Source organism: Bradyrhizobium sp. 149, from assembly GCF_023073915.1.
Taxonomy (GTDB): domain Bacteria; phylum Pseudomonadota; class Alphaproteobacteria; order Rhizobiales; family Xanthobacteraceae; genus Bradyrhizobium.
This window is the reverse complement of the sequence record NZ_JADPKK010000022.1, coordinates 1,728,940-1,750,939: the sequence shown is the minus strand read 5'-3', so window position 1 is coordinate 1,750,939 and position 22,000 is coordinate 1,728,940. Positions and strand designations below refer to the sequence as shown.

Sequence of the window (22,000 nt, the reverse complement as noted above, 5' to 3'; positions counted from 1 at the left end):
TATGGACGCCCGCTTGACAGGGGACCGGCATGCACGTGGTCGAATGCGAACTTCCGCCCACGAGCGCGCTGGGCAAGGATGCGATCAGCAAAGCCTATTTTCACGATTCGTACCGCGTGCCGCTGGCGCGTCGAGGGCTGACAATCGCCGAAATCTTTTTTGCGTTGTTCGGCCATACGCCGCGTTGGATGAAGGCGTTGCTGATCACCCGCAATGCCATTGCCAGATGTTTTGGGCTGGAAGCGCCGACGATCGCCGAAATTCTCAAGCCTGCGGTGCGCGCCAGCTACAGCGTCGGCGACAAGATCGGACCGTGGCCGATTTTCTTCATTGGCGATAATGAGATTGTCGCGGGCCGTAACAACAAGCACCTCGATTTCAGACTCTCGGTGCTTCGAGTGAGGGATGGCGATGCGGAGAGCGTTGTCGTCTCGACGATCTGCTCGGTGCACAACCTTGCCGGCAAGATCTATCTGTTCTTCATCGTGCCGTTCCACCGGACCGGCGTTCAGTCGTTGCTGGCCAATGCGGTGGTGGCGAAGCGGCTATAGCGGGCCGAAACCGCGTGTCCCCTGCGTCCGAACCTTCATGATTAGGGTTGGGACCCGGGCGCCATGGCATGTTTCCAAGCGCCGGAACGCAATACCGGCCGCTCCGTGCGCACTTAAAGCGCGGCTGACGACACAGGGGAGGGAAGCTGATGCGTTTCGTCACGGCGGTTGGCGGCGCTGGGCGCCGTCGCTTGTCTGATGCTGCCTGCCGCCGCGATGGCTGCCGGAATGCGCCGCGTCACCGCGACCGAAATCAGGATCGGCCAGACCATGCCCTATAGCGGGTCGGTGTCGGCGTTCGGCAGGGGCGAGGTCGGCTACTTCAAGATGCTGAACGAGAAGGGTGGCATCAATGGCCGCAAGGTCAATCTGATCTCGCTCGACGACAGCTATGCGCCGCCGAAATCGGTCGAGCAGACCCGCAGGCTGGTGGAGAGCGACGAGGTCGCGCTGATCTTCTCCTCGATCGGCACCGCCTACAACGCGGCGATCGCGAAATATCTCCAGTCCAAGAACGTGCCACAGCTCTTCATCGGCTCCGGCGCCTCGAAATTCGCCGACGTCGCGCAATATCCGCAGGCGACAATGGGCGTGCAGGCGCCGTTCCGTTACGAGGCACGGCTCTATGCGCGCTATGCGCTGGCGAACGGCAAGAGCTGGAAGCGCTTCGGCGAATTGCAGACGAGCAATTGATAATCGACGAGGGATCAGCTGTTGATCGAGCCAGTGCGACTCCAGAACCCTGATCGTCTCTCCCGATTGGGGAGGGTTTGACCGTGGACAGCCGACTCGTATTTGGTTCAACGCGCTGGGGTGTGCTGATACATCCGATCAGCGAACGCATGCCATGTCCCTACGCCCCCGCGAGCGGAGTAGGTCAACTCGCCTTGGCGTGTCGGCTATGGGCCTTTTCGACGAAATCGGGTCAACCGGCGAAGCGGCCAGAGCGCCGGCTCAAGTTTGCATCACACCTGGAAGCGAACATCTCATCTATAATTCCTGCCCTGGAGCGACGTTCTCACTTCGATCGCGTTGCAGCTGCATCGTCCCGTACATGGATCACCGCGATATTGTCCGCATAGAGCCGCTTCCAGCCCTTGATGTGGTCCAGCACCTGGGCGGCCGGCGTGTCCGCAACCATGAGCGTGGCGTCGATCTTGTACTCCTCGAGCAGTCGCGTCAGATGGTCGAGCTTCTTGAGCTCCACGGCCTTGAAGACGTCCATGACGAAGGTTTCGCCGTATAGCTCGGCGCGGCCATCGATGAAGACCGGGATGTCGCGCGAGATCAGATAGCCGCCGAACTGGTAGGCGTTGAAGATGCGCCGGGCCTTTCGTTTCTCGAGCAGGTCGACGGCGGCAACCGGTGTCTGGTCCATCGTGAAGGTGAAGCGGTGATGTGACATGTAAAGTGACGTCGAGGTCCAGCCGGCCAACACGATCATCAGCGCGCCCGTTACGGTGACGTAGCGGGCCGCCCAGCTCTCGCTGTCTTGCGTGCCCTGCATGCCAGGCTGCGGCAGCGCAGACCGTTCGCCGAGCGGCTTGGCCAGCACCAGCGGCACCAGGAAGGCGAAGGCCTCGATGCTCCTGACATGGGTGAGCGCCATCCAGGTCAGAAGCAGGATCAGAAGAATACGCGGCGGCGAGAGCGTCAGGCCGCGATAAAGCCCGATCGCGATCAGGCCGAACAGCGCGCCTTCGAATGCGTTGAAGGACGCGAAGTTCGCGGGTGACCATTCGGAGATGACCGTCAGCAGCTCGCCGAGATTGAGGATGTTGGTCGCGCCGAGCAATGTGCGCCATCCATAGGGGGTGACGCAGCTTGCAGCGAGTGCCGCAACACCGAACAGGAACCAGCGCCACAGCAGCCGGACCTGCTTGCCGGACTCCATGCCCCAGAGTGCCACGAAAGACATCGGGCCGATCAGCGCCAGGCCCAGCACGAAGCCGCCGTGCAGGTTCGACCACAATGATATCAGCGGCAGCCAGTACCATGACGGGGCGCCCTTGCGGTCGGCTGCGGCCATCAGCATGCCGACCCACGCGATCATCACGGGCAGTGCCAGAACGTGCGGCCGCGCCAGAATGTGGTGCAGCGACAGCAAGACCGCGAACATCGCGAACAGGACCGCGCGCGGAATTTCCAGATGAGCCTCGAGCAGGTCGACCAGGATCGCCGTCGACAATGCGACGGCAAGCGCGGTGAGGATCACGGGGCCGGCCCAGTCCCATTGCGCATAGGACAGGGCGAACAGCACCTGCGACAGCCATGAGGTCGAAACCCAGGGCGCTCCCGGCCGGGTGAAGGAATAGAAGTCCGTGTAGGGAAGCGCGTGGTGATCGAGGATCCATTGTCCGATCTTGATCTGCCAGAACGAGTCGGAGTCCTGAAGCAGCGTATCGCCGACATACACGAAGAAGAGATAGGCGCCCGCACCAACGCACAGCGGCACCAGAGCTCGCGCACGGCTCTGCACCGCGATGCTGTTGGCAAAGGAAAAGGACATGCCGCCTCGTCGTCCAGTTGTTTTTTGTCGGGTTGCCGAGCGGGCGAGATTGGACCACGGTGGTCATAACTTCGGGTAAACCGGCACAGGCGGGCCGGTTTGATGTCTCGACAATTTAACGGATCGTTTTAGATTTCGGTTTACCATCAGCGAATACACGCAAACCGCTTTGTGTTTCCGCAGTCGAATTAACTGCGGCGCAATTCTTTGCCACTACGTTTGGTTCCATGGTCAAGCGGCGCTGGGAAGCCAAAAAGACCAGATCAGTTGTAGCCTCGTGTATTTTTGGAGCTGTCTATGAAGAACCTCGTTGCCTGTTTCCTGAAGGATGAATCCGGCGCCACCGCTATCGAATACGGTCTGATCGCCGCCGGCATCGCGCTGGCGATCATCACTGTCGTCAATAACCTGGGCGTCACGTTGAACGGCAAGTTCACATCGATTTCGACCGGCCTCAAGTAAGCCCGGACGAATAGCGAATTTAGAGAGCCCCGTCCTTGACGGGGCTCTCTTCTTTTGGCGGACGATTTCCGGATGGCAGGTCGTGAAGCTTTGGCAAGCTTGTGGGGTGCGCAAAGCGTCTGCCGCAGCTCCACGAGCGCAGGCGGAAGCGCGCCCACCGTCGAGAATATTAGACATCGAAATGGCTGGTGGGCACAGCGTTACGTGCCCACCTTACGGCAAATTGCCGCCCGTCACTCCGCGAGGCCGGTCTGCCAGACCGGCGAGGGAGCAGGCGCGGCAGCAATTCGCGACGCGCGGCCGTGCCATTCGAGATAGAATTTCGCCGCCCAGATCGACGCTGCGGCGACTGCGATGCCGCCGGCGACGTCGATGATGTAATGCGCGCCGATCACCGGTGTCGCCGCGATCATCAGGAGATTGAGCGCGGCCGCGACGCCGCCGAGGCCGCGCACCGGCCACAGCGCCCACATGTAGAGCACGCCGGATGCGGCGTGGAAGCTCGGAAACGAGACGATGCCGGAGAGGAAGAACAGCCGGAGCTCGTGCAGGCTGCCGTCGCGAAGTGCGAGGATGTCGCGCAACTGTCCGGCATAGACCGCGGTGCTGATTTCGGGAAAATGTGCGGCGGACAGTTGCAGCCCCCAATAGGTGCCGATCGCGGGAACGACGGCGGAGATCGCGATGGTGACCGCGAGCGCGAGGCTCATCGCGAGCACGAACACTTGCAGCCGCACATAGCGCGCCGTCAGTGCCAGCACGACGGGGATGCCGAGCAGCGGCAATTTGATCAACCCGTATCCGCGAGCGAGACAGTCCGCCAGCCAGGGATGGTCGTTGACGTATCGCGCGATCGGTTCGGGGTCGAGGCCGAACGCCCGGTCGATCGCAAGCAGCGCCTGGTCCTGCAGCGGCCAGTTCAGCTTGCCCGCGACATAGCTGAGCGGTCCGACGAGGACGCAGGTGATAATGATCTGTCCGATCGTGCCGAGCGAAAATACCAGCTTCGGGTCGGCAAGCTCGCCTTTGACGATGCGGTGGCCATAGGCGAGCGCGACCAGGACCGCAGCGATCGCCAACGTCACGACGCAGGCGACGGGTTCGAGGCTCAGGCCGGTGAAGGGCAGGCCGAGCGCCAGCAGACTGCCCATTGCTGCGATGGGAATCCAGTTCAAGTGGAAGAGCTGCCAGGCGGTCCGGGCGTCCGTGTCGACCATGCTGCACCGAGTTAGGATCGCAATACCGCGGCACAGTCGCGCTGCAGGTTTAAGATGGCGGTAACGATCGTGGTTACCTCTTCACCAACCCGGTTCGCGGCGTTTTTAGCTGTTTGAGCTCGCGCTTTTTTGCCGTGACGCTTCATGCATTTGTACCTTGTCATCCACTCTGAATAGTTGTTCAGTCCTTGCGGGGCGATTTGCGACATCAGTGACGAAGCGTTCGGCCGCAGAGTGTGCGGCCGGCGTGTGGGACAGGAAGCGCGCCATGGTTTATCGGCGGACGCATCAAGTGGTGAAGCGCCTTGCGGCCCGGCGCAGTGCGATACTGGCGGCTGCGCGGGAGGCGGCGGCGGAAGGCGGGATGGCGGCAGTGCAGATTGCGCCGGTCGCGATTCGTGCCGGCGTCGCTGCGGGTACGGTCTACCGCTACTTCCCCTCGAAGGCCGAGTTGATTTCCGAATTGATCGCCGAAGTCTCCCGCGACGAGCTCACGGCGATCCGGCGAGCAGCCGATGCCGCGCCGGGACCGTCCTCGGCGCTGGCAGCGGCCGTGACCACGGTGGCGGTCCACAGCCTGTCGCAGCGCAGGCTGGCCTGGGGCATCCTGGCCGAGCCGGTCGATGTCGATGTCAGCGCCTCGCGCCTCGCCAGCCGGCGCGAGATCGCGGGTGAGATGGCCTCGCGGATCGACGCCGCCGTGCGTGCTGGCCACCTGCCGGCGCAGGACACGGCGCTCGCCGCCACCGCGCTGCTCGGCGCGCTGCATGAGGCTCTGGTCGGACCGCTCGCACCGGATAATCTCGAAGATCCCGCCAGGATGCGCGACGCCGTGCAGACCGTGACGCTGCTGGCGCTCCGCGCGGTCGGCGTCATGGACGCCCGCGCCAGGGGTCTCGTCGTGCAGCAGACGCTGCTGCCGGCGGCGAAGGCGCTGGTTGGGGCTTAAAACGCCCGCCTGATCGACGTGGGGCCTGATCCCGCCCAGGCCGTTGCTTGAGCTCGCCTTTTCGAGAAACCTCAGCGCATTCGCCGGACCAGCCGGCTACTGTGCATGGGGTTGTTTTCGACTTTTTGTTTGCCGCGTGCCGGCGGAGCTAGATATTCGCTTCGCCCTCGGGGCCGACCGAGGCGATGCGCACCATGTTGGTGGTGCCGGGGATCCCGAGCGGCACGCCGGCGACGATGATCACGCGCTGGCCGGCCCGGACGAAGCCGTCCCGGAATGCGATCTGGCCGGCGCGGCTCACCATGTCGTCCTGGTCGCGCGCATCGTCCGCCACCACGCAATGGACGCCCCAGACGACCGACAGCCGGCGGCCCGCCGCGACGTTCGGCGTGATCGCCACGATCGGCGGCTTCGGCCGCTCGCGCGCCACGCGCACGGCGGTCGATCCCGAGCTGGTCCAGCAGATCAGGGCCGGAAGGTCGAGCGTTTCGGCGATCTGCCGCGCGGCGTCCGCGATGGCATCGCCGGCGGTGGATTCCGGAGCGGGGCGCTGCGCGGTGATGACGGAGCGATAGATCGGGTCGCGCTCGACCTCCTCGCCGATGCGGTTCATGGTCGAGACGGCCTCGACGGGGAATTTGCCGGCCGCCGATTCCGCCGACAGCATGATGGCGTCGGCGCCTTCGTAGACGGCGGTGGCGACGTCTGAGACTTCGGCGCGGGTCGGCACCGGCGACTGGATCATCGATTCCAGCATCTGGGTCGCGATCACCACCGGCTTGCCGGCCCGCCGCGCCATGCGCGTCATCTGCTTCTGCAGACTCGGCACGCGTTCCAGCGGCAGTTCGACGCCGAGGTCGCCGCGCGCCACCATCAGGGCGTCGGAGGCGTCGATGATGTCGGCGAGGCGATCGATCGCCTGCGGCTTTTCGATCTTGGCCATCACCGCGGCGCGGCCGCGGATCATCTTCTTGGCCTCGATCACGTCGTCGGCGCGCTGCACAAAGGACAGCGCGATCCAGTCGACACCGGTGACCAGCGCCGCCTCGAGGTCGGCGCGGTCCTTCGGCGTCATCGCCGAGACTGGCAGGTCGGTGTCGGGCAGGCTGACGCCCTTGCGGTCGGACATCCGGCCGCCGACCACGACGCGGGTCACCGCGTGCTCCTTCGTGGTCTCCTCGGCGATCAGCCGCACCTTGCCGTCGTCGAGCAGCAGCGAATGGCCCGGCCGCAGCGCGGCCAGGATCTCCGGATGCGGGAGCTGGACGCGGGTGGTGTCGCCCGGCGCTTTGTCGGAATCCAGCGTGAAGGTCTGGCCGTTCTGGAGCTGGACCGCGCCTTCGGCGAAGGCGCCGAGCCGGAGCTTCGGCCCCTGGAGATCGACCAGAATGCCGATCGGCCGGCCGTAGCTGCTCTCGACATTGCGAATCGTTGCCACCAGTTCCCGCATCTTGTCATGCGGGGTGTGGCTCATGTTGATGCGGAACAGGTCGGCGCCGGCCTCGAACAGGCGGCGGATCATCGCGAGGTCCGAAGAGGCGGGGCCCAGGGTCGCGAGTATCTTGATACGGCGAAGACGCCTCATGGCTTATTTCCAGACGGGGGCGAGGGAGCTGGCGAGAGGCCAGGCGCGGCGGGGGGCGTACCACCGGGCGGGCCATTGGGCAAACCCGGAACCCCCGGACCGACGGGGCCGGGCATGCCCGGCACGCGCTGCTGCTTTGACGGCTGCTCGTTGGCGTCGGTGAGCTGCACCGTCCAGGCCCGCTGCTCGCCGGTATCGACCTCGAAATAGCCGGTCCGGTCATAGCCGCGCGCGAGGCAATCCTCGGTGCCGCGGATGGTGAACTCCTTGTCGCGCGAGCACATGAAGGCCTGGCCCGACCATTCGCCGCCGCGGTCATAGTCGATGGCGTAGATGTAGTAGAAGCGGGCGACCAGCGTTCCGCGCAGCAGCGTCTCGCAGGAACGGGACGAGATGTTCCACCAACCCTCGGTGGTCCAGCCCTCGGCATCCTTGTAGCCGAGCGCGATGCCGACCCGGCTCGATGTGTTGTTGCAGAGCCGGAAATCGGCGGAGGCCGGGCTGGCCCAGAAGCACAGCAGGCCAACCACCAGCACCGGGACCAACCGGGCGAGCAGGCAGAGGGGGGAGCGGGGAGATTCGGCGATCATTGTCGCGGAAGCTATATCAGATCATTGACGATTTGGCGTTGGGCCCGGGAACTGCCCCAAAGCCGGCTTCGCGCCCGTTTGCGCCGCGATATGGCAAAATCTGTGACACGCCCCACCTGATCTCGTAAGGGTGACCCCATCGGGGTCAGAGCCAATTTCGTAAGCCGAGGGATCCAGCCATGGCAATCGACGACAAAACCAGAACGGAACTCGAGGCTGCCGCTTTCCGGCGCCTGCTCGACCATTTGAAGACGCGGACGGACGTCCAGAACATCGACCTGATGAATCTCGCTGGTTTCTGCCGCAACTGCCTGTCCAACTGGCTCAAGGACGCCGCCGACGCCAAAGGCGTTCCCTTGAGCAAGGACGAGAGCCGGGAAGCCGTCTACGGCATGCCCTACGAGACCTGGAAGTCGAAATACCAGGGCGCGGCCACGCCCGAGCAGCTCGATGCCATGAAGAAGGTTCATCCCGGGCACTGAACGGCCTTGCCGGCAGCTTGCTGTGCGGTGCCCCTTGAGTCGCATCACACAACAGCTTTCTTCGACGCGCCGCAGGAATGTGTGGGCGCGCTGTGGACGAGCGCGATGCTGCCTTGAACGCGAGAGGTACGAACCCTAAGGGTCTAACCAGCACGCGCGGTGACATACCGGCGTCACCTCGTTTTGCCAGTTCCATTGGGAGTACCAAGATGGCCACCTCCGCCGCCGTTCGCGACGACGAGCCCGCGACGAAATTTGCCAAGGACCAGCTCAAGTCCATCATCGAGCGCATCGAGCGGCTGGAGGAAGAGAAGAAGGCGATCTCCGACGACATCCGCGACGTCTTCGCCGAGGCCAAGGGCAACGGCTACGACGTCAAGGCGCTGCGCACCATCGTGCGCATGCGCAAGCAGGACCCGAACGAGCGCGCCGAGGCCGAGACGATCCTCGAGACCTACATGCAAGCCCTGGGGATGATCTGAGGTATCTTCCCCGAAGGCCGGCTGCAGGCCCATCCGGCTTGGGAAATGCCTCGTCGTCTGCTAAGGTGCTCGGTGAAGGGACCGAGCGATGGATGTGCCGGGACCAGAGCGCAGGCTCGCTGCGGTCCTCGCTGCCGATATGGTCGGCTTTAGCCGGCTCATGGAGGTCGACGAGGCAGGCACGCTCGCGCGCCTCAAGACCCATCGGGTCGAGCTCATCGATCCGGCCATTTCCAAAAATCGCGGCATCATCATCAAGACGACGGGGGACGGCATGCTCGCCGAATTCCACAGCGTCGTTGACGCCGTGCTATGTGCCACCGAGGTTCAGCGCCGCATGGCGCGCCGCAATGCTGATGTCCCGCCGCCCCGATGGATACAATTCCGCATTGGCATCAATCTGGGCGATGTGATCGTCGATCAAAACGACATTTTTGGTGACGGGGTCAACGTCGCGGCGCGACTGGAGGCGCTCGCCGAGCCTGGAGGAATTTGCGTTTCAGGCGCGGTGCGCGATCAGGTCGGCGATCGGCTGGACGGAGTTCAATTCGACGATTTAGGCGAGCAGAACGTCAAGAATATCGCCCGCCCGATCCGCGTCTTCCGCATTCGGCTGGCGGAGGGGCCTGCAAGCCTGCCCGATGCGATGAAGGTTGCTGCCACGTCATCGATCGTCTCAAAGAAGCCATCCATCGCCGTGCTGCCGTTTGCCAACATGAGCGGCGACCCGGAACAGGAGTTCTTCGCTGACGGTCTGACGGAAGACATCATCACCGAGCTCTCACGCTTCCACGAGCTGCTCGTCATCTCCCGAAACTCGACCTTCGTCTACAAAGGCAAGGCCGTAAAGGTCCAGGACATCGGCCGTGAGTTCGGAGTCGATTATGTCATCGAGGGCAGCGTGCGGAAAGCCGGGGGCCGCGTCCGCGTCACCGTGCAGCTAATCGACGCCGAAACCGACCGCCATATCTGGGCCGAACGCTACGATCGCGAGCTACAGGATATCTTCGCGATCCAGGACGAGATGACCCGCGCAATCGTCGCCACGTTGCCTGGCCGCGTGGAAGCGGCGGCGCATGACCGCACCAAGCGCAAGCCGACGGAGAACATGCGGGCCTACGAATGCGTGCTGGCTGCAAAGCTCCTGCATCATCGGTCAACACGCGAGGACAACACGCAGGCGCAGATACTGCTCAACCGGGCGCTGGCGATGGATCCGAACTACGCCCACGCTCACGCCTGGAAGGCTTGTGTGCTAGGCCAGTGCTGGATCTACGGCTGGTGCGCTGATCGCGACGCGACCTTCGAGCAGGTGGCTTCTGAACTCGAGATCGCGCTGTCACTCGACGACAATGATGCGGATGTGCACCGCATCCTCGCCGCGCTCAATCTGACACGCCACGATTATGGAAAAGCCACCTATCATCAGGAGCGCGCGCTGGCCCTCAACCCGAACTACGATCTGATCGTCGTGCAGCAGGGAGAGCTCCTGACCTGGCTGGGCCTGCCTGAAGAGGGCATCGACTGGATCAGGAAGGCGATGCGCCTCAACCCTCATCACCCTGAGCGATTCTGGAGCCATCTCGGTCGCGCTTATTATTGTGCTGAGAAATACGCCGATGCTGTTGAGGCATTTTCGAGGATCACGCGACCGGACTATACCCATCACGCGTTCCTTGCCGCGACCTTCGCGCAGATGTGTAATGCCGTCGCGGCTGGCGCTCACGCCGCTGAGGTTCTGAAACGCGAGCCAGGGTTTTCGGTGGCAGCGCATCTTGCAACCCTGCACTACAAGCGCGAAATCGATCGTCAGCGCCACGAAGCCGGCCTTATCAGGGCGGGTCTGCCGGCATAATTGCTACGAGCTGGAACGAGAATGAGGGCGGCGCTTGCCGGCCTCGGGCTCTCAGCGCAACGCGGCGGTGCGCATGACGAAGGATGTCGTCTCGAGCTTGGCGGTCGCGGTGCCCGAGAAACTGTCGCAGGACAGGCCTTGCATCGGATCGTCGGCAAAGCCCATGGCGATCACGGACTGCGGCTTGACGAAGTAGGCGCGCATCGCAGCCGTGTCGAGCTCGCCCATCAGCGTGACAGACATCGCGCGGCTGGCGCTCGGCGACAGCATCACGATCTTGAGCCAGATGCTTTCGCCCTTGGCTGCGGAGAGCCGGGTCGCGGTCGCGACCATGCCATCGACGCGCTTGCCGACCACGGAGTTGATCTCGGTCGCGGGCGCAAGGTTGCGCGAGGCGGAGGCGGGCCGGGCGGAGCGCGGGATCGGCGCGGAGGCGGCGACGACGTTGGCGCGGTCGACCGGGGAGGCGGACGCCGGCGCGTAGGCCAGCGCCTGATAGGCGGCGCTGGAAACGCTCGCAGTTGCTTGCGGATCGGTGGCGGCGGCAAGTGCCTGCCGTGCCTTCAGTGCGGCAATTTGGGCCGGGCTCGCCTGCTGCGGCGTAGCCGGGGCATCCCAGAAGCCACGGGCATTGATGATGTCGGCGGGGGTCTCGGGCTTTGCGTCAGCAGATTTGCCGGCGGCCGGCTTGTCAGCCACGGGCGCCGGCTTCGGCTTGGGCGGCGCAACGAGCTGCGCATCGGCCGAAGCGAGCTGGAACGTCGCGGCGATCGACGGCTTGGCGCGCGGCGTCGGTACCGGATCGGCCGGCTTGGTCGCGGCGGCGACCACGGTCGGCGCAGCCGCCTTTGCCGTCGCGGCGGGCGCGCCCTCCTCATCCTCGTCGTTGCTCGTGGCGGCCGGAGCCGACTTGCCCTTGAACAGGGCGGCGAAGAAGTTCGGCTTGCTGCCGGAATCGTCGCCGCTGCCGCGCCGCTCGATCTCGGCCTTGGCGAGTTCATAACCCTTCAGCGGCGTGCCGTCGGTGGGAACATGAACAGTGCGGCCGTCCGGGAAGACGCGGGCGAGCTGGTCATGCGTCATGCGCGGCCAGTGCCGGATGCTGCCGGTGTCCAGATGCACGAAGGGCGAGCCGGAGGTCGGATAGAAGCCGACGCCGCCGCGCTGGAGGCGCAGGCCGGCGAAGCGGATTTGCTCCAGCGGCACGTTCGGGATGTAGAAGTCCATCGCGTGCCCCAGCATGTGCTGGCTGAAGCGCGCCACGCCGGAGGAGCGGCGGCGGAGCATGGAGTTGGTGGCGGGCGAGCGGTAGGCGGAGATGATCTGGATCGGCTGCTTGCCGTCGACGTCCCGGTAGACTTCCCAGAGGATATCGAACAGGTGACGGTCCATGACCGTCTCGTCCTGGCTGCGCCAATCGCGCAGGAAATGGTTGAGCTGCTTCAGCGCTGCTTCGTCGTAGCGCCCGTCGCGCTTGAAGGTGACGGTGAGGTCTTCGCCGGAATGGGTGTGGTGGAAGGAGAGCGTCTTGGTCTCGTTGAGCGCGGCGGCGTTATGAACCGAACCTGCGGCAGCAAGCAGCAATACGCCAGCGAGGCCGATCCGTGATCCGGCCTTCACTCCCGCATGGGACAACGACAGCACAGCGAATTTGCGTGCGATACCAGTCAGCACGTTAGAGCCCACCCAGTCGACGAGCGTTCAAAATGGACTCTCCCGCTAACCCCGTTAGCGCGCGAAAGAGGATGAACGCTTTGTTAAAGCGAGAAGGTTAATTCGAGGTTGACCTTCCCGCCCCCAAACCAAGTCAGACTACAATCCTAACCGGGTGAGTGTGGCAAAAAAACGCCCGCTGCCCGAGGTCAGGTGGAGAATGGTTAACGTTAAGCGACCCCATCCAGAAGATGAGGTCGCTGATTTTATTGATGAATTTCAGGAAATCAGGCGCCGGATGCGGTCTGGCTCAGCGGGTGAACACCCGCTGCTGCTGCGGACGGCGTCCGACCGGAGCCGGCGGCGGGGTCGGGGCTCCGAATAACCGCTCGAAGAAATTGGGGCCGGACGAGCCGCCATTATTGGCCGCCAACACGCCGTTCGGCAGCGTCGTTGCCGGGCGCGAATAGCTCGGCTGGGAGTGCGCCACGACGTTCTCGAGATCCTTGCCGCGGCTGTTCTTCAGGATGTTGATCATGGTCGCGTCGCGGCCATAGACGTCCTTGCGGAATTGCAGCTTGCCGCCATCATCCACGAACGCGGTCTGATAGGTGATGTTGACCGGGATCGGAGTCGGGAATTTCAGGTCGATCTCGCTCTTGCCGTACATGCTGCGCACGCGCTCCGGCGTGTACTTCTCGTTCGGCATCGCGATGTTGAGCAGGACCGAGGCGTACTGATCCGGGTTCTGCACGCGCATGCAGCCATGGCTGAAGGCGCGTTCGTCCCGGGCGAACAGGTTCTTGTCCGGTGTGTCGTGCTGATAGACCAGGAACTTGTTGGGGAAGTTGAAGCGGATGCGGCCGAGCGCGTTGGCTTCACCGGGCGGCTGCGAGATGTGCACGGAGCCATCGCGGTTCTGTTCGAGCTTGAGGCCCATGCGCTGCAGCACGGTCGGGTCCTGCTGAAGCGCCGGCAAATATTCGTTGTAGACGATCGACGGCGGCACGTTCCAGGTCGGATTGACGGTGATGTACTTCATCGTCTCGGTGAGCAGCGGGGTCGCATGCGTACCCGGCTTGCCGGTGACGACGCGGGTGGTCCAGACCTGCTGGCCGCGCTGCATCACCTTCAGCGTGTAGTCGGGAATGTTGAGGATGACATAGGCATCGCCCAGCGAGGGCACGCCCAGGTCGCGCGGCAGCCAGCGCCAGCGCTCCATGTTCACCAGCACCACGTCGATCTGCTTGTCGCGCTTCGGGGTGTTGATCGCCTTGACCGTCTTGTCGTCGAGGATGCCGGTCGCCTTGAGCTCGGCGCTGTTCTGGAATTTGCGCACTGCTTCGGCGACCGCCGCGTCATAGCGGGGGTCGGTGGCGTTCTCGGCAATGCCGAGCTTGGCACGCAGCTGCGGTACGCGCGGATCTTCAACGACGATTTCAGCCTGCTTCTTGCCGGCCGGGGTGTATTTCAGCGCCGGACCGTCGGCGATCTCGATCACCGGGCCGTTGCCCTGGCCGCGCAGCTCCGCGAGCTTTGCCTTCAGCTCCTTGTAGAGCTTCTGCGGGGGATTGTAGCTGTCCAGCGCCGCGGAGGCGTCCGCCGCGATCGTGACCTTGGCGAGCACCTCGCTCGGATCAACCGGATGCTCGGGATAGAGGATGTCGCCGCTGACCTGCGACCAGTGCATGCGGCCGCTCTGGGCGTGGCGGGCATAGTCGAACATGCTGGCGGTGAGCTTGAGCTCGGCATCGGCGAGCGCATCGGGTGTCGGGGCGGCCGCGAAGTCCGGCAGCGGGTAATCGGCGGGATTGAGACCGTCGGACCCCGCATCCTTCAGCCGTGCGATCACGCCCCTGGCAGCAGTGGTCAGGCTGCCGCCCTGGGTCCACACCGGCGCGAAGTCGCGTGCACCGTAGAACTTCTCGATCGCCGCGCGCTCGTTCTTGCGGTCGAAATAGCGCGAGGTCTTGGTGCCGATGATGTCCTTGAGCTTGTCCGCGACCGGCTGGTCGGCGGCGGGGACGTTGCTCGCGGCCTTCACCGGCTCTGAGGCCGGCTGCTCCCTGGCGACGTCCTTCGGCGGCTCGGCCGGAGTCGCTGCGACGGCGGGCGCCGCGGCAGGTTCCGTGTTGGCGGTCTCACTCTTCAGCGCTGCGGTGGCGGGCGTCGCCGCGACGTCGGAAGGCTTGGTTTCGACCTTGTCGGGAGCCGGCGCGGCTTCGGTCTTCACGGCCTCCTTTGCAGCCTCCTGAACCGTGGCGGTGGTGTCGAGCTTGATGTCGGATGCGGTCGGGGGCGGGACGTTTGCGGGTTCGGGGCGCGGGATCGCGGCTTCGATCGCGAGCTCGGCAGCACTGCTGCGCGCCTGATCCTGGGCCAGGGCCGAACTGGCCGATACCGTGAGGAAGGTCGCCGCGACGGTCATCAAGACACGGTCAAAGCCTGCACGGTGGTTCAAACAGTCACGCATTGTGTCGCACCCCTCGGGTGAACTGTCCCCCGTGGAACAGCTTCGTTATCGCCTATTGAGCTTCGGCTAAACCGCGCCGGCCTCTCGAAAGTTGCACGCCTGCACGCAACGATTCCCACGCAGACGAATCTTACGCGGACGATATACAGGCCCCGATTTCGCAGCCAGCGCTACCCGGGACAACTCACGACAAACTGACTTCAAGGAAGCCTCTTGGCAACGGATTGTGCGGTTCTGCCACGCGCTTTTCCCTGTGTCTGTCACTTCCAAGTCACGGTCGAGTCACGGTTCACATCGCAGTCGAATTCCGTCGTCATGCGAACGGCTTACAGTAGTCTCGCACCGCCCGCACGAACCTCCGTTCGCGTCAGGCTCAGTGCGTCTCCTCACCGCTTTTGCCGCCATGGCCGGGAACCCCGGCTTCGTCGAGTTTGCGGTAGAGGGTGGACCGGCCGATTTTGAGGCGGCGGGCGACCTCGGACATCTGCCCGCGGTAATGCGAGATCGCGAAACGGATGATCTCGTTCTCGATGTCCTCCAGCGGTCGGACGTCGCCGGTCGCGGTGAGTATGGAGAGGGCACCCGCCAGTGGCAGCGGCGCGATCGGTATTTCATTACCCGACACGACGGAAGGGGCCGCGATCGGCTCCAGCATCAGCGGCGCGGTCGGAATGTCTGTTCCCGGATGCGGCTGCGAGGCGATCAGGGGGAAGTCGTCAAGGCCAAGCTGGTCGCCCTCGCTCATCACCACGGCGCGGTAGACCGCGTTTTCGAGCTGGCGGATGTTGCCGGGCCAATCGAGCTGGGCCAGGTGCGCGACGGCCTCGCCGCTGATGCCGGTGATGGGACGGTTCTCCTCGGCGGCAAAGCGCGCCAGGAAATGCCTGAGCAGATGCGGGATGTCCTCCCGCCGGGCGCGCAGCGAGGGGATCGTCAGCGGCAACACGTGCAGGCGATAGAACAAATCTTCCCGGAAGTGGCCCTGCTTGACCCGCTCAAGCAGCCTGCGGTTGGTCGCCGAGATGATGCGGACGTCGACCTTCACCGGTTTGCGGCCGCCGACCGCCTCGACCGCGCCTTCCTGGAGCGCGCGAAGCAGCTTGACCTGCGCGGTCAGCGGCAGCTCGCTGACCTCGTCCAGGAACAGCGTGCCGCCATGGGCTTCGACGAACTTGCCGGTGTGGCGTTCGGTGGCGCCGGTAAAGGCACCCTTCTCGTGACCGAACAGGATGGACTCGACGAGGTTGTCGGGGATCGCGCCACAATTGACCGCGACGAAGGGCTTTGCCTTGCGCTCGCCGCTGCCATGGATGGCACGCGCGAACATCTCCTTGCCGACCCCGGATTCGCCTTCGATCAGCACGGGGATCGAGGAGTTTGTTGCTTTCTGCGCCGCGTGCATCACGGACGCCATCGCTTCGGCGCGGGTGATGATGTCGGAGAAGGTCAGCCGGCCCTCGCGGCTGTGACGGATGCGCTGCAATTCGCCCTTCAGCGCGGACGAATTGAGCGCGTTGCGAAGAGAGACCTGGAGCCGCTCCAGGCCGACCGGCTTGACCACGAAATCGGCCGCGCCCGCGCGCATCGCCGAGATCACATTATCGATGCCGCCATGGGCGGTCTGCACGATGACGGGGATGCTGAGGCCCGCCTCGCGGATTTTCGCCAGCACGCCCATGCCATCGAGACCGGGCATCACGAGATCGAGGATGACGCCGTCGATGGCCGCGTCAGGAGCGGTGAGAGCGGCGATCGCGGCGTCGCCGGAGTCCACGACGATCGTCTCATAGCCGCATTTCTGCACCATGTTTTCGACCAGCCGGCGGGCTACAGCGTCGTCGTCGGCGATCAAAATACTGGCAGCCATGGTGTTCCCCGCACGCTACTACTATCTGTCTCGAATCGGGGCACTCTGGCCGAAGCCGATTAACGCACTCTTAAACCTTGATGCCCCCGCCCGCCGTCGCGATTGTTGAACACAGGTTTCCCACACAATGAATTCGCGTTCCAGATCTGCAGCTAAAAAGTCCGCCGTCAGCAAATCCGCTCTCCGCAAGCCGAACACCAAGAAATCCGCAGCCAAGGTCAAATCCTCCAAGCGGTCGCTCGCCAAGTCTTCGATTGCCAAGCCTTCGCTTGCCAAGTCTTCGCCCGCCAAGCCTGCGAGCAAGACCGGCAAGCTTCCGGAGTGGAACCTCGCCGATCTCTATTCCGGGATCGATGCGCCGGAAGTGGCGCGCGATCTGGAAAAGATGGACGCCGATTGCGTCGCGTTCGAGACGGACTACAAGGGCAAGCTCGCAACAGGAACAGCAAAGGAAGATGGCGGAAAATGGCTCGCTGAAGCCGTGCGACGCTATGAGGCGATCGACGACCTCGCCGGCCGGCTCGGCTCGTACGCCGGCCTCGTTCATGCCGGCGACAGCGTGGACCCCGCGATTTCAAAGTTTTACGGCGACGTTTCCGAGCGCCTCACGGCAGCATCGACGCATCTGCTGTTCTTCGCGCTCGAGCTCAATCGTGTCGATGACGATATTTTGAACCGCGCGATGGAGGCCGCCGAGCTCGCGCACTACCGTCCCTGGATCGAGGATCTGCGCAAGGAGAAGCCGTACCAGCTCGACGACAAGCTCGAGCAGCTTTTCCTGGAGAAGGCGCAGACCGGCTATTCCGCCTTCAACCGGCTGTTCGACCAGACCATCTCGGGCTTGCGTTTCAAGGTCGGCTCCAAGGAGCTCGCGATCGAGCCGACGCTCAATCTGTTGCAGGACCGCGACGGCGCGAAGCGCAAGACCGCGGCCGAGGCGCTCGCAAAGACCTTCAAGGCCAACGAGCGCACCTTTGCGCTGATCACCAACACGCTGGCCAAGGACAAGGACATCTCCGACAGCTGGCGCGGCTTCAAGGACGTGGCGGATTCCCGCCATTTGAACAACCGCGTGGAGCGCGAGGTGGTGGATGCGCTGGTCGCCTCGGTGCGCGCAGCCTATCCAAGATTGTCGCATCGCTATTACGCGCTGAAGGCACGCTGGTTCGGCAAGAAGCGCCTGGCTTCCTGGGACCGCAACGCGCCGCTGCCATTCGCGGCGACCGAAATCATCGGCTGGCCAGACGCGCGAAGCATGGTGCTGAGCGCCTATCGCGGCTTCTCGCCGAAGATGGCCGATATCGCCGAGCGCTTCTTCACCGACCGCTGGATCGACGCGCCGGTGCGCCCGGGTAAGGCGCCGGGCGCGTTCTCGCATCCGACCACGCCCTCGGCGCACCCTTACGTGCTCATGAACTACCAGGGCAAGCCGCGCGACGTGATGACGCTCGCGCACGAGCTCGGCCACGGCGTGCACCAGGTGCTCGCGTCAAAGAACGGCGCGTTGATGGCGCCGACGCCGCTGACGTTGGCGGAGACCGCGAGCGTGTTCGGCGAGATGCTCACCTTCCGCCGGCTGCTGGCGCAGACCAGGAGCGCAAAGCAGCGCCAGGCACTGCTCGCCGGCAAGGTCGAGGACATGATCAACACCGTGGTGCGGCAGATCGCGTTCTATTCCTTCGAGCGCGCGGTCCACACCGAACGCAAGAACGGCGAGCTCACCGCGACGCGGCTCGGCGAGATCTGGCTCTCGGTGCAGGGCGAGAGCCTGGGGCCGGCGATCGAGATCAAGGCGGGCTACGAGAACTACTGGATGTACATCCCGCATTTCATCCATTCGCCGTTCTACGTCTACGCCTATGCGTTCGGCGATTGTCTCGTGAACTCGCTCTACGCCGTCTACGAGAATGCGGCCGAAGGCTTTGCCGAGCGCTATCTCGACATGCTCGCCGCCGGCGGCACCAAGCATTATTCCGAGCTGCTGCGGCCGTTCGGACTCGATGCCAAGGATCCGAAGTTCTGGGACGGCGGCCTGAGCGTCATCGCCGGTATGATCGACGAGCTGGAGGCGATGGGCTGAGACGAACCGTCTCGGCGCTGGGGCGAGCGGGTCTGGTTGGCCGTCCGAATTGTCCCCTTGTTCCGACGATGCGCAAGGCGGGTTGTATAGTTCCCGCCCTGCACATTGAACGTTTGTGCCTGGAGCCAGACTAATTCTTGCGAGCGGGTTTCGACCTGCAACGCAATCTTTGATTGTAGATCGTCGTGGTGTGCTCGGCCAGGGAGGCGAACATGGCCAGGATCGGTGCCCCGGACCCCAAGGCGGAGCCGCCACGGGCTGTCGAGGAGCAGCAGCCGTGGGGGACGCAGCACCGGAAGATCGTCAAGCGCGAGCTCGCAGCCATCAACAACCGCCGCCGCGCCCAGGGCATGAATCCCGTCGCATACCCTGGCGACGAAAAAGCGATCGATACGGTCGGGCTTGCGCTGTCGGGTGGCGGGATCCGGTCCTCCGCAATCTGCCTCGGCGTCTTGCAGGCTTTCAATCACCACGGGTTGATCAAGCACATCGACTATCTGTCGACCGTATCAGGCGGTGGTTACACCGGCTGTTCGTTCACGGCGACCATGACGCGAGCGCAGAATTTCGTCTTCGGAAGCACGCCGACACCCGGTGCCGAGAGTGCCAACGAGATCAGTGACACACCCGCAGTGGGCCATATCCGAAACTACTCGAACTACCTCGTTCCGGCCGGCGCGCGGGACCTGATCACCGGCGTCGCAATCGTCGTGCGCGGGCTCGTTGCCAATCTGAGCCTGACGCTGCCGGTCGTACTGCTCGTTGCCGTGGTCACGATCCTGTCCAACGCGGCACGCTCGTCACTCTATACGACCAATTTCTTCGGGCTGAGCGTCGACGACATCCACAACCTTGGTCCCCTCTCCAGCCTGGGATTGATGCCTGCCTACTTTCTTCTCGGCCTTGTTGCCGCCTTGCTGCTTTTGTTGGTCGGGCGGCTTTTCAAAGTCGGGCGGCGCGAGCTGTTTCGCTACCTGGCCGGTCTTGCGTTTGCGATGGGACTCATCTGCGCGATCGCCAGCTGCCTGAACGTCGATCACTTTGGCCTTTCGCTCGCAGCGGTCCTGCTCGGCCTTGTGCTTTTCTTCGGCTGGGCGGTGCTGCGATCGATTTCATCGACCAAGGGAGGTGAATTCCGCGGCTATCCGTCGACTGTCGGCGCGACGTATCTCGTCCTGTTTGCCGCCATCTGCTTCTTCGAATTTCAGCCCTTCATGATCGCCCAGATGTTCGACGTCGCCGACGCCAACTTGGCTCAGTCCGGCGGCATCGTTGGGGGCGTTGCAATCAAATGGGTCCAATCGCTTGCGGCCATCACCGCGCCGGTTGCGGCGGCCGTCACGCTGTTCCGGCAGCAATTCGCAGACCTGCTGAAGGGCGCCGGCGCCTCGGACCTGGGCTCACGCCTGCTCGCCCATGCGGCGAAAGCAGCCGTGCTTGTTGCGGGACTGGCGCTGCCCTTGCTGATCTGGGTCGGATATCTCTATCTTTGCTATTGGGGCATCGCGAACGACAAGACGCTCGACGCCGTCTACCGCCAATACCCCATGATCGAGGAGTGGGGGGCGGCTGGCGTGCAACCCGTGCCGCCTGCGGCCGGTGTCGACGTCAAGGGAAATGTCCAGTTCGATTCGGCGACGCGCAAGCTCTCGGCCGAGATCAGCAATGGCGAAGCGATGGCCGTCGTCTCAAAGCCGGTGGGGCCGATCTCGCACATCCCCGCATGGCTGTTTTCCGTTGCGTCATTGCCGTCCCCGGGCACATTCACTTGGTCGAAGTACCAGTTCGGCAACAGTGTCAGCTGGCGGATGGTGCTGCTCTATTTCTTGTCGGGCTCGGCCCTGTTCGGCCTGTCGTGGGTTCTCGGGCCGAATGCCAATTCGTTGCACCGGCTCTATCGTGATCGCCTCAGCAAGGCCTTCCTGTTCAATCCGCTCTATTACGCCGACGGGGAGCCGTCGCGGAACATGCCGAGCCTGGACCAGGGGAGGGATTTCCTTCCGCTCGACGACGAGAAGCTGAGCGGTCTGCTGCATCAGATGGTCTACCGCGTGGATCCAGCGAAAGCGATGACGATCACGCCATCGAAAAAATGCAGCCTGGCCTCGCCATATCCCATCATCAACGCCGCCCTGAACATCCAGGGATCCGACTTCGCCAATCGGCGGGGACGGAATGCTGATTTCTTCATATTCTCGCCGCTGCACGTCGGCAGCGAAGCCACCGGCTATGCGAATACACCGGCATTCGAGAAGGTCGCGCCGGGCCTCGATCTTGCGACCGCGATGGCGATCTCCGGGGCCGCCGCTTCGTCGAACATGGGCTCGGGTTCGATCCGCTCGCTGACCCCGACCCTGGCGCTCCTCAACGTGCGCCTGGGGTACTGGTTGAAGAACCCGCGGTGGGTCTCGACGAAGGACAAGCCGCAGCACCACTCGACCCCTTTGTTTCTATGGTCCGAGATCTCGGGTCGGCTTTACGAGAATGCCGATGCGGTCTACCTGACGGACGGCGGGCACATCGAGAATCTCGGTGTCTACGAGTTGTTGCGCCGACGCTGCAAGGTGATCATCGCGGTTGACGCCGAAGCCGATGCGCCGATGAACTTCTCGTCGCTGGTGACGCTGCAGCGCTATGCGCGCATTGATCTCGGGATCATCATCGACCTGCCCTGGACGCCGATCCGCAACACCACGCTCGAGTGGATGAAGTGCAACGCAACCAAATCCCCGGCCATAGCCCGGCGCGCGGCGGGCGGACCGCACATCGCGGTCGGCACCATCCACTACGGCTCGGGCGAAAAGGGCTACCTCGTGTACATCAAGGCGTCCCTGACCGGAGACGAGAACGACTACATCCGTGACTATGCACGCCGCAACGACACCTTCCCGCACGAAACCACGGGCGACCAGTTCTTCTCGGAGGAGCAGTTCGAAGTCTACCGCGCGCTGGGTTTTCACATGACGCACGGTTTTCTCACCGAGGATGCCGGCGCCGATGCGATCGTCGTCAACGTTCCCGGCGAACGCTGCGCCAAACGAAACTTCTGCGACAGCAAGGTCGAGCCGATCGGCGCAGTCCGCCGTGCGCTCGGCCTGCGCTGAGAGACCTTCGGCTTGTCGCGCCGGAGACCGCCTCCAACGGGCGGACCACCGGCCTGAGCCGGATTCCCGTCAATCGGAATTCCAAATGGCCTGATTTGCCGGAAAACCGCGCCTGCCCGCCGTTGCCCTGCCCGAAAGTTT

General features: G+C 63.9%; 16 protein-coding genes. 9 read left to right on the top strand and 7 right to left on the bottom strand.

Annotation, left to right across the window (positions count from 1 at the left end):
* The first annotated feature begins 29 nt into the window (after positions 1-29).
* Both IVA88_RS26095 and IVA88_RS26090 read left to right on the top strand, forming a co-directional pair.
* Positions 30-551, top strand: a complete 522-nt coding sequence (locus IVA88_RS26095; RefSeq protein ID WP_247500013.1) for a DUF2867 domain-containing protein — start codon at positions 30-32, stop codon at positions 549-551.
* A 198-nt stretch (positions 552-749) separates the two neighbouring features.
* Complete coding sequence (locus IVA88_RS26090) at positions 750-1,244, top strand: ABC transporter substrate-binding protein (RefSeq protein WP_346657636.1); 495 nt, start codon at positions 750-752, stop codon at positions 1,242-1,244.
* A gap of 325 nt (positions 1,245-1,569) precedes the next feature.
* On the opposite strand, the gene IVA88_RS26085 is transcribed toward IVA88_RS26090, so the two are convergent.
* The gene (locus IVA88_RS26085) at positions 1,570-3,060 is read right to left on the bottom strand and encodes a hypothetical protein (protein ID WP_247500012.1); all 1,491 of its coding nucleotides are present in this window, start codon (positions 3,058-3,060) and stop codon (positions 1,570-1,572) included.
* A 297-nt stretch (positions 3,061-3,357) separates the two neighbouring features.
* Here IVA88_RS26085 and IVA88_RS26080 point away from each other — a divergent pair, with 297 nt between their 5' ends.
* Positions 3,358-3,522: a Flp family type IVb pilin gene (locus IVA88_RS26080; RefSeq protein WP_247500011.1), complete on the top strand. Its 165-nt coding sequence runs from the start codon at positions 3,358-3,360 to the stop codon at positions 3,520-3,522.
* A gap of 233 nt (positions 3,523-3,755) precedes the next feature.
* Here the strand turns inward: IVA88_RS26080 and IVA88_RS26075 are convergent, their stop codons facing one another.
* Positions 3,756-4,739, bottom strand: coding sequence for a phosphatase PAP2 family protein (locus tag IVA88_RS26075; protein WP_247500010.1), 984 nt, complete (start codon positions 4,737-4,739; stop codon positions 3,756-3,758).
* Between the two features lie 268 nt (positions 4,740-5,007).
* Between IVA88_RS26075 and IVA88_RS26070 the strand changes: the two genes are divergently transcribed.
* Positions 5,008-5,688 (top strand): TetR/AcrR family transcriptional regulator, encoded by a 681-nt coding sequence (locus IVA88_RS26070; protein WP_247500009.1) that lies wholly within the window; start codon positions 5,008-5,010, stop codon positions 5,686-5,688.
* A 148-nt stretch (positions 5,689-5,836) separates the two neighbouring features.
* Here IVA88_RS26070 and pyk read toward each other — a convergent pair whose 3' ends face one another.
* Both pyk and IVA88_RS26060 read right to left on the bottom strand, forming a co-directional pair.
* Entirely contained in the window at positions 5,837-7,273 is a 1,437-nt protein-coding gene (pyk, locus tag IVA88_RS26065; protein WP_247500008.1) for a pyruvate kinase, read from the bottom strand.
* A complete protein-coding gene (locus IVA88_RS26060; protein WP_247500007.1) occupies positions 7,270-7,863 on the bottom strand; it encodes a DUF1036 domain-containing protein in 594 nt (197 codons plus the stop codon). The genes pyk and IVA88_RS26060 overlap by 4 nt, the downstream gene beginning before the upstream one ends.
* A 179-nt stretch (positions 7,864-8,042) precedes the next feature.
* Here IVA88_RS26060 and IVA88_RS26055 point away from each other — a divergent pair, with 179 nt between their 5' ends.
* The 3 genes from IVA88_RS26055 (at position 8,043) to IVA88_RS26045 (ending at position 10,682) form a co-directional block, all read left to right on the top strand.
* Positions 8,043-8,345, top strand: a complete 303-nt coding sequence (locus tag IVA88_RS26055) for a DUF1244 domain-containing protein (protein WP_247500006.1) — start codon at positions 8,043-8,045, stop codon at positions 8,343-8,345.
* A 209-nt stretch (positions 8,346-8,554) separates the two neighbouring features.
* Positions 8,555-8,827, top strand: a complete 273-nt coding sequence (locus tag IVA88_RS26050) for a DUF2312 domain-containing protein (RefSeq protein WP_007596286.1) — start codon at positions 8,555-8,557, stop codon at positions 8,825-8,827.
* 88 nt (positions 8,828-8,915) lie between these two features.
* Positions 8,916-10,682, top strand: coding sequence for an adenylate/guanylate cyclase domain-containing protein (locus IVA88_RS26045; RefSeq protein WP_247500005.1), 1,767 nt, complete (start codon positions 8,916-8,918; stop codon positions 10,680-10,682).
* 51 nt (positions 10,683-10,733) lie between these two features.
* On the opposite strand, the gene IVA88_RS26040 is transcribed toward IVA88_RS26045, so the two are convergent.
* From IVA88_RS26040 to IVA88_RS26030, 3 genes are all read right to left on the bottom strand, one after another.
* On the bottom strand, positions 10,734-12,356 hold the full coding sequence (locus IVA88_RS26040; protein WP_247500004.1) for a DUF882 domain-containing protein: 1,623 nt from the start codon (positions 12,354-12,356) through the stop codon (positions 10,734-10,736).
* A gap of 289 nt (positions 12,357-12,645) precedes the next feature.
* The gene (locus tag IVA88_RS26035; RefSeq protein WP_247500003.1) at positions 12,646-14,808 is read right to left on the bottom strand and encodes a L,D-transpeptidase family protein; all 2,163 of its coding nucleotides are present in this window, start codon (positions 14,806-14,808) and stop codon (positions 12,646-12,648) included.
* A gap of 373 nt (positions 14,809-15,181) precedes the next feature.
* On the bottom strand, positions 15,182-16,675 hold the full coding sequence (locus IVA88_RS26030) for a sigma-54 dependent transcriptional regulator (protein ID WP_247500002.1): 1,494 nt from the start codon (positions 16,673-16,675) through the stop codon (positions 15,182-15,184).
* 127 nt (positions 16,676-16,802) lie between these two features.
* Between IVA88_RS26030 and IVA88_RS26025 the strand changes: the two genes are divergently transcribed.
* Positions 16,803-18,755 (top strand): M3 family oligoendopeptidase, encoded by a 1,953-nt coding sequence (locus tag IVA88_RS26025; protein WP_247500001.1) that lies wholly within the window; start codon positions 16,803-16,805, stop codon positions 18,753-18,755.
* Between the two features lie 212 nt (positions 18,756-18,967).
* Positions 18,968-21,859 carry a cell division protein gene (locus tag IVA88_RS26020; protein ID WP_247500000.1) on the top strand — a complete coding sequence of 964 codons (2,892 nt, stop codon included), beginning with the start codon at positions 18,968-18,970 and terminating at the stop codon, positions 21,857-21,859.
* Positions 21,860-22,000 lie beyond the last annotated feature (141 nt).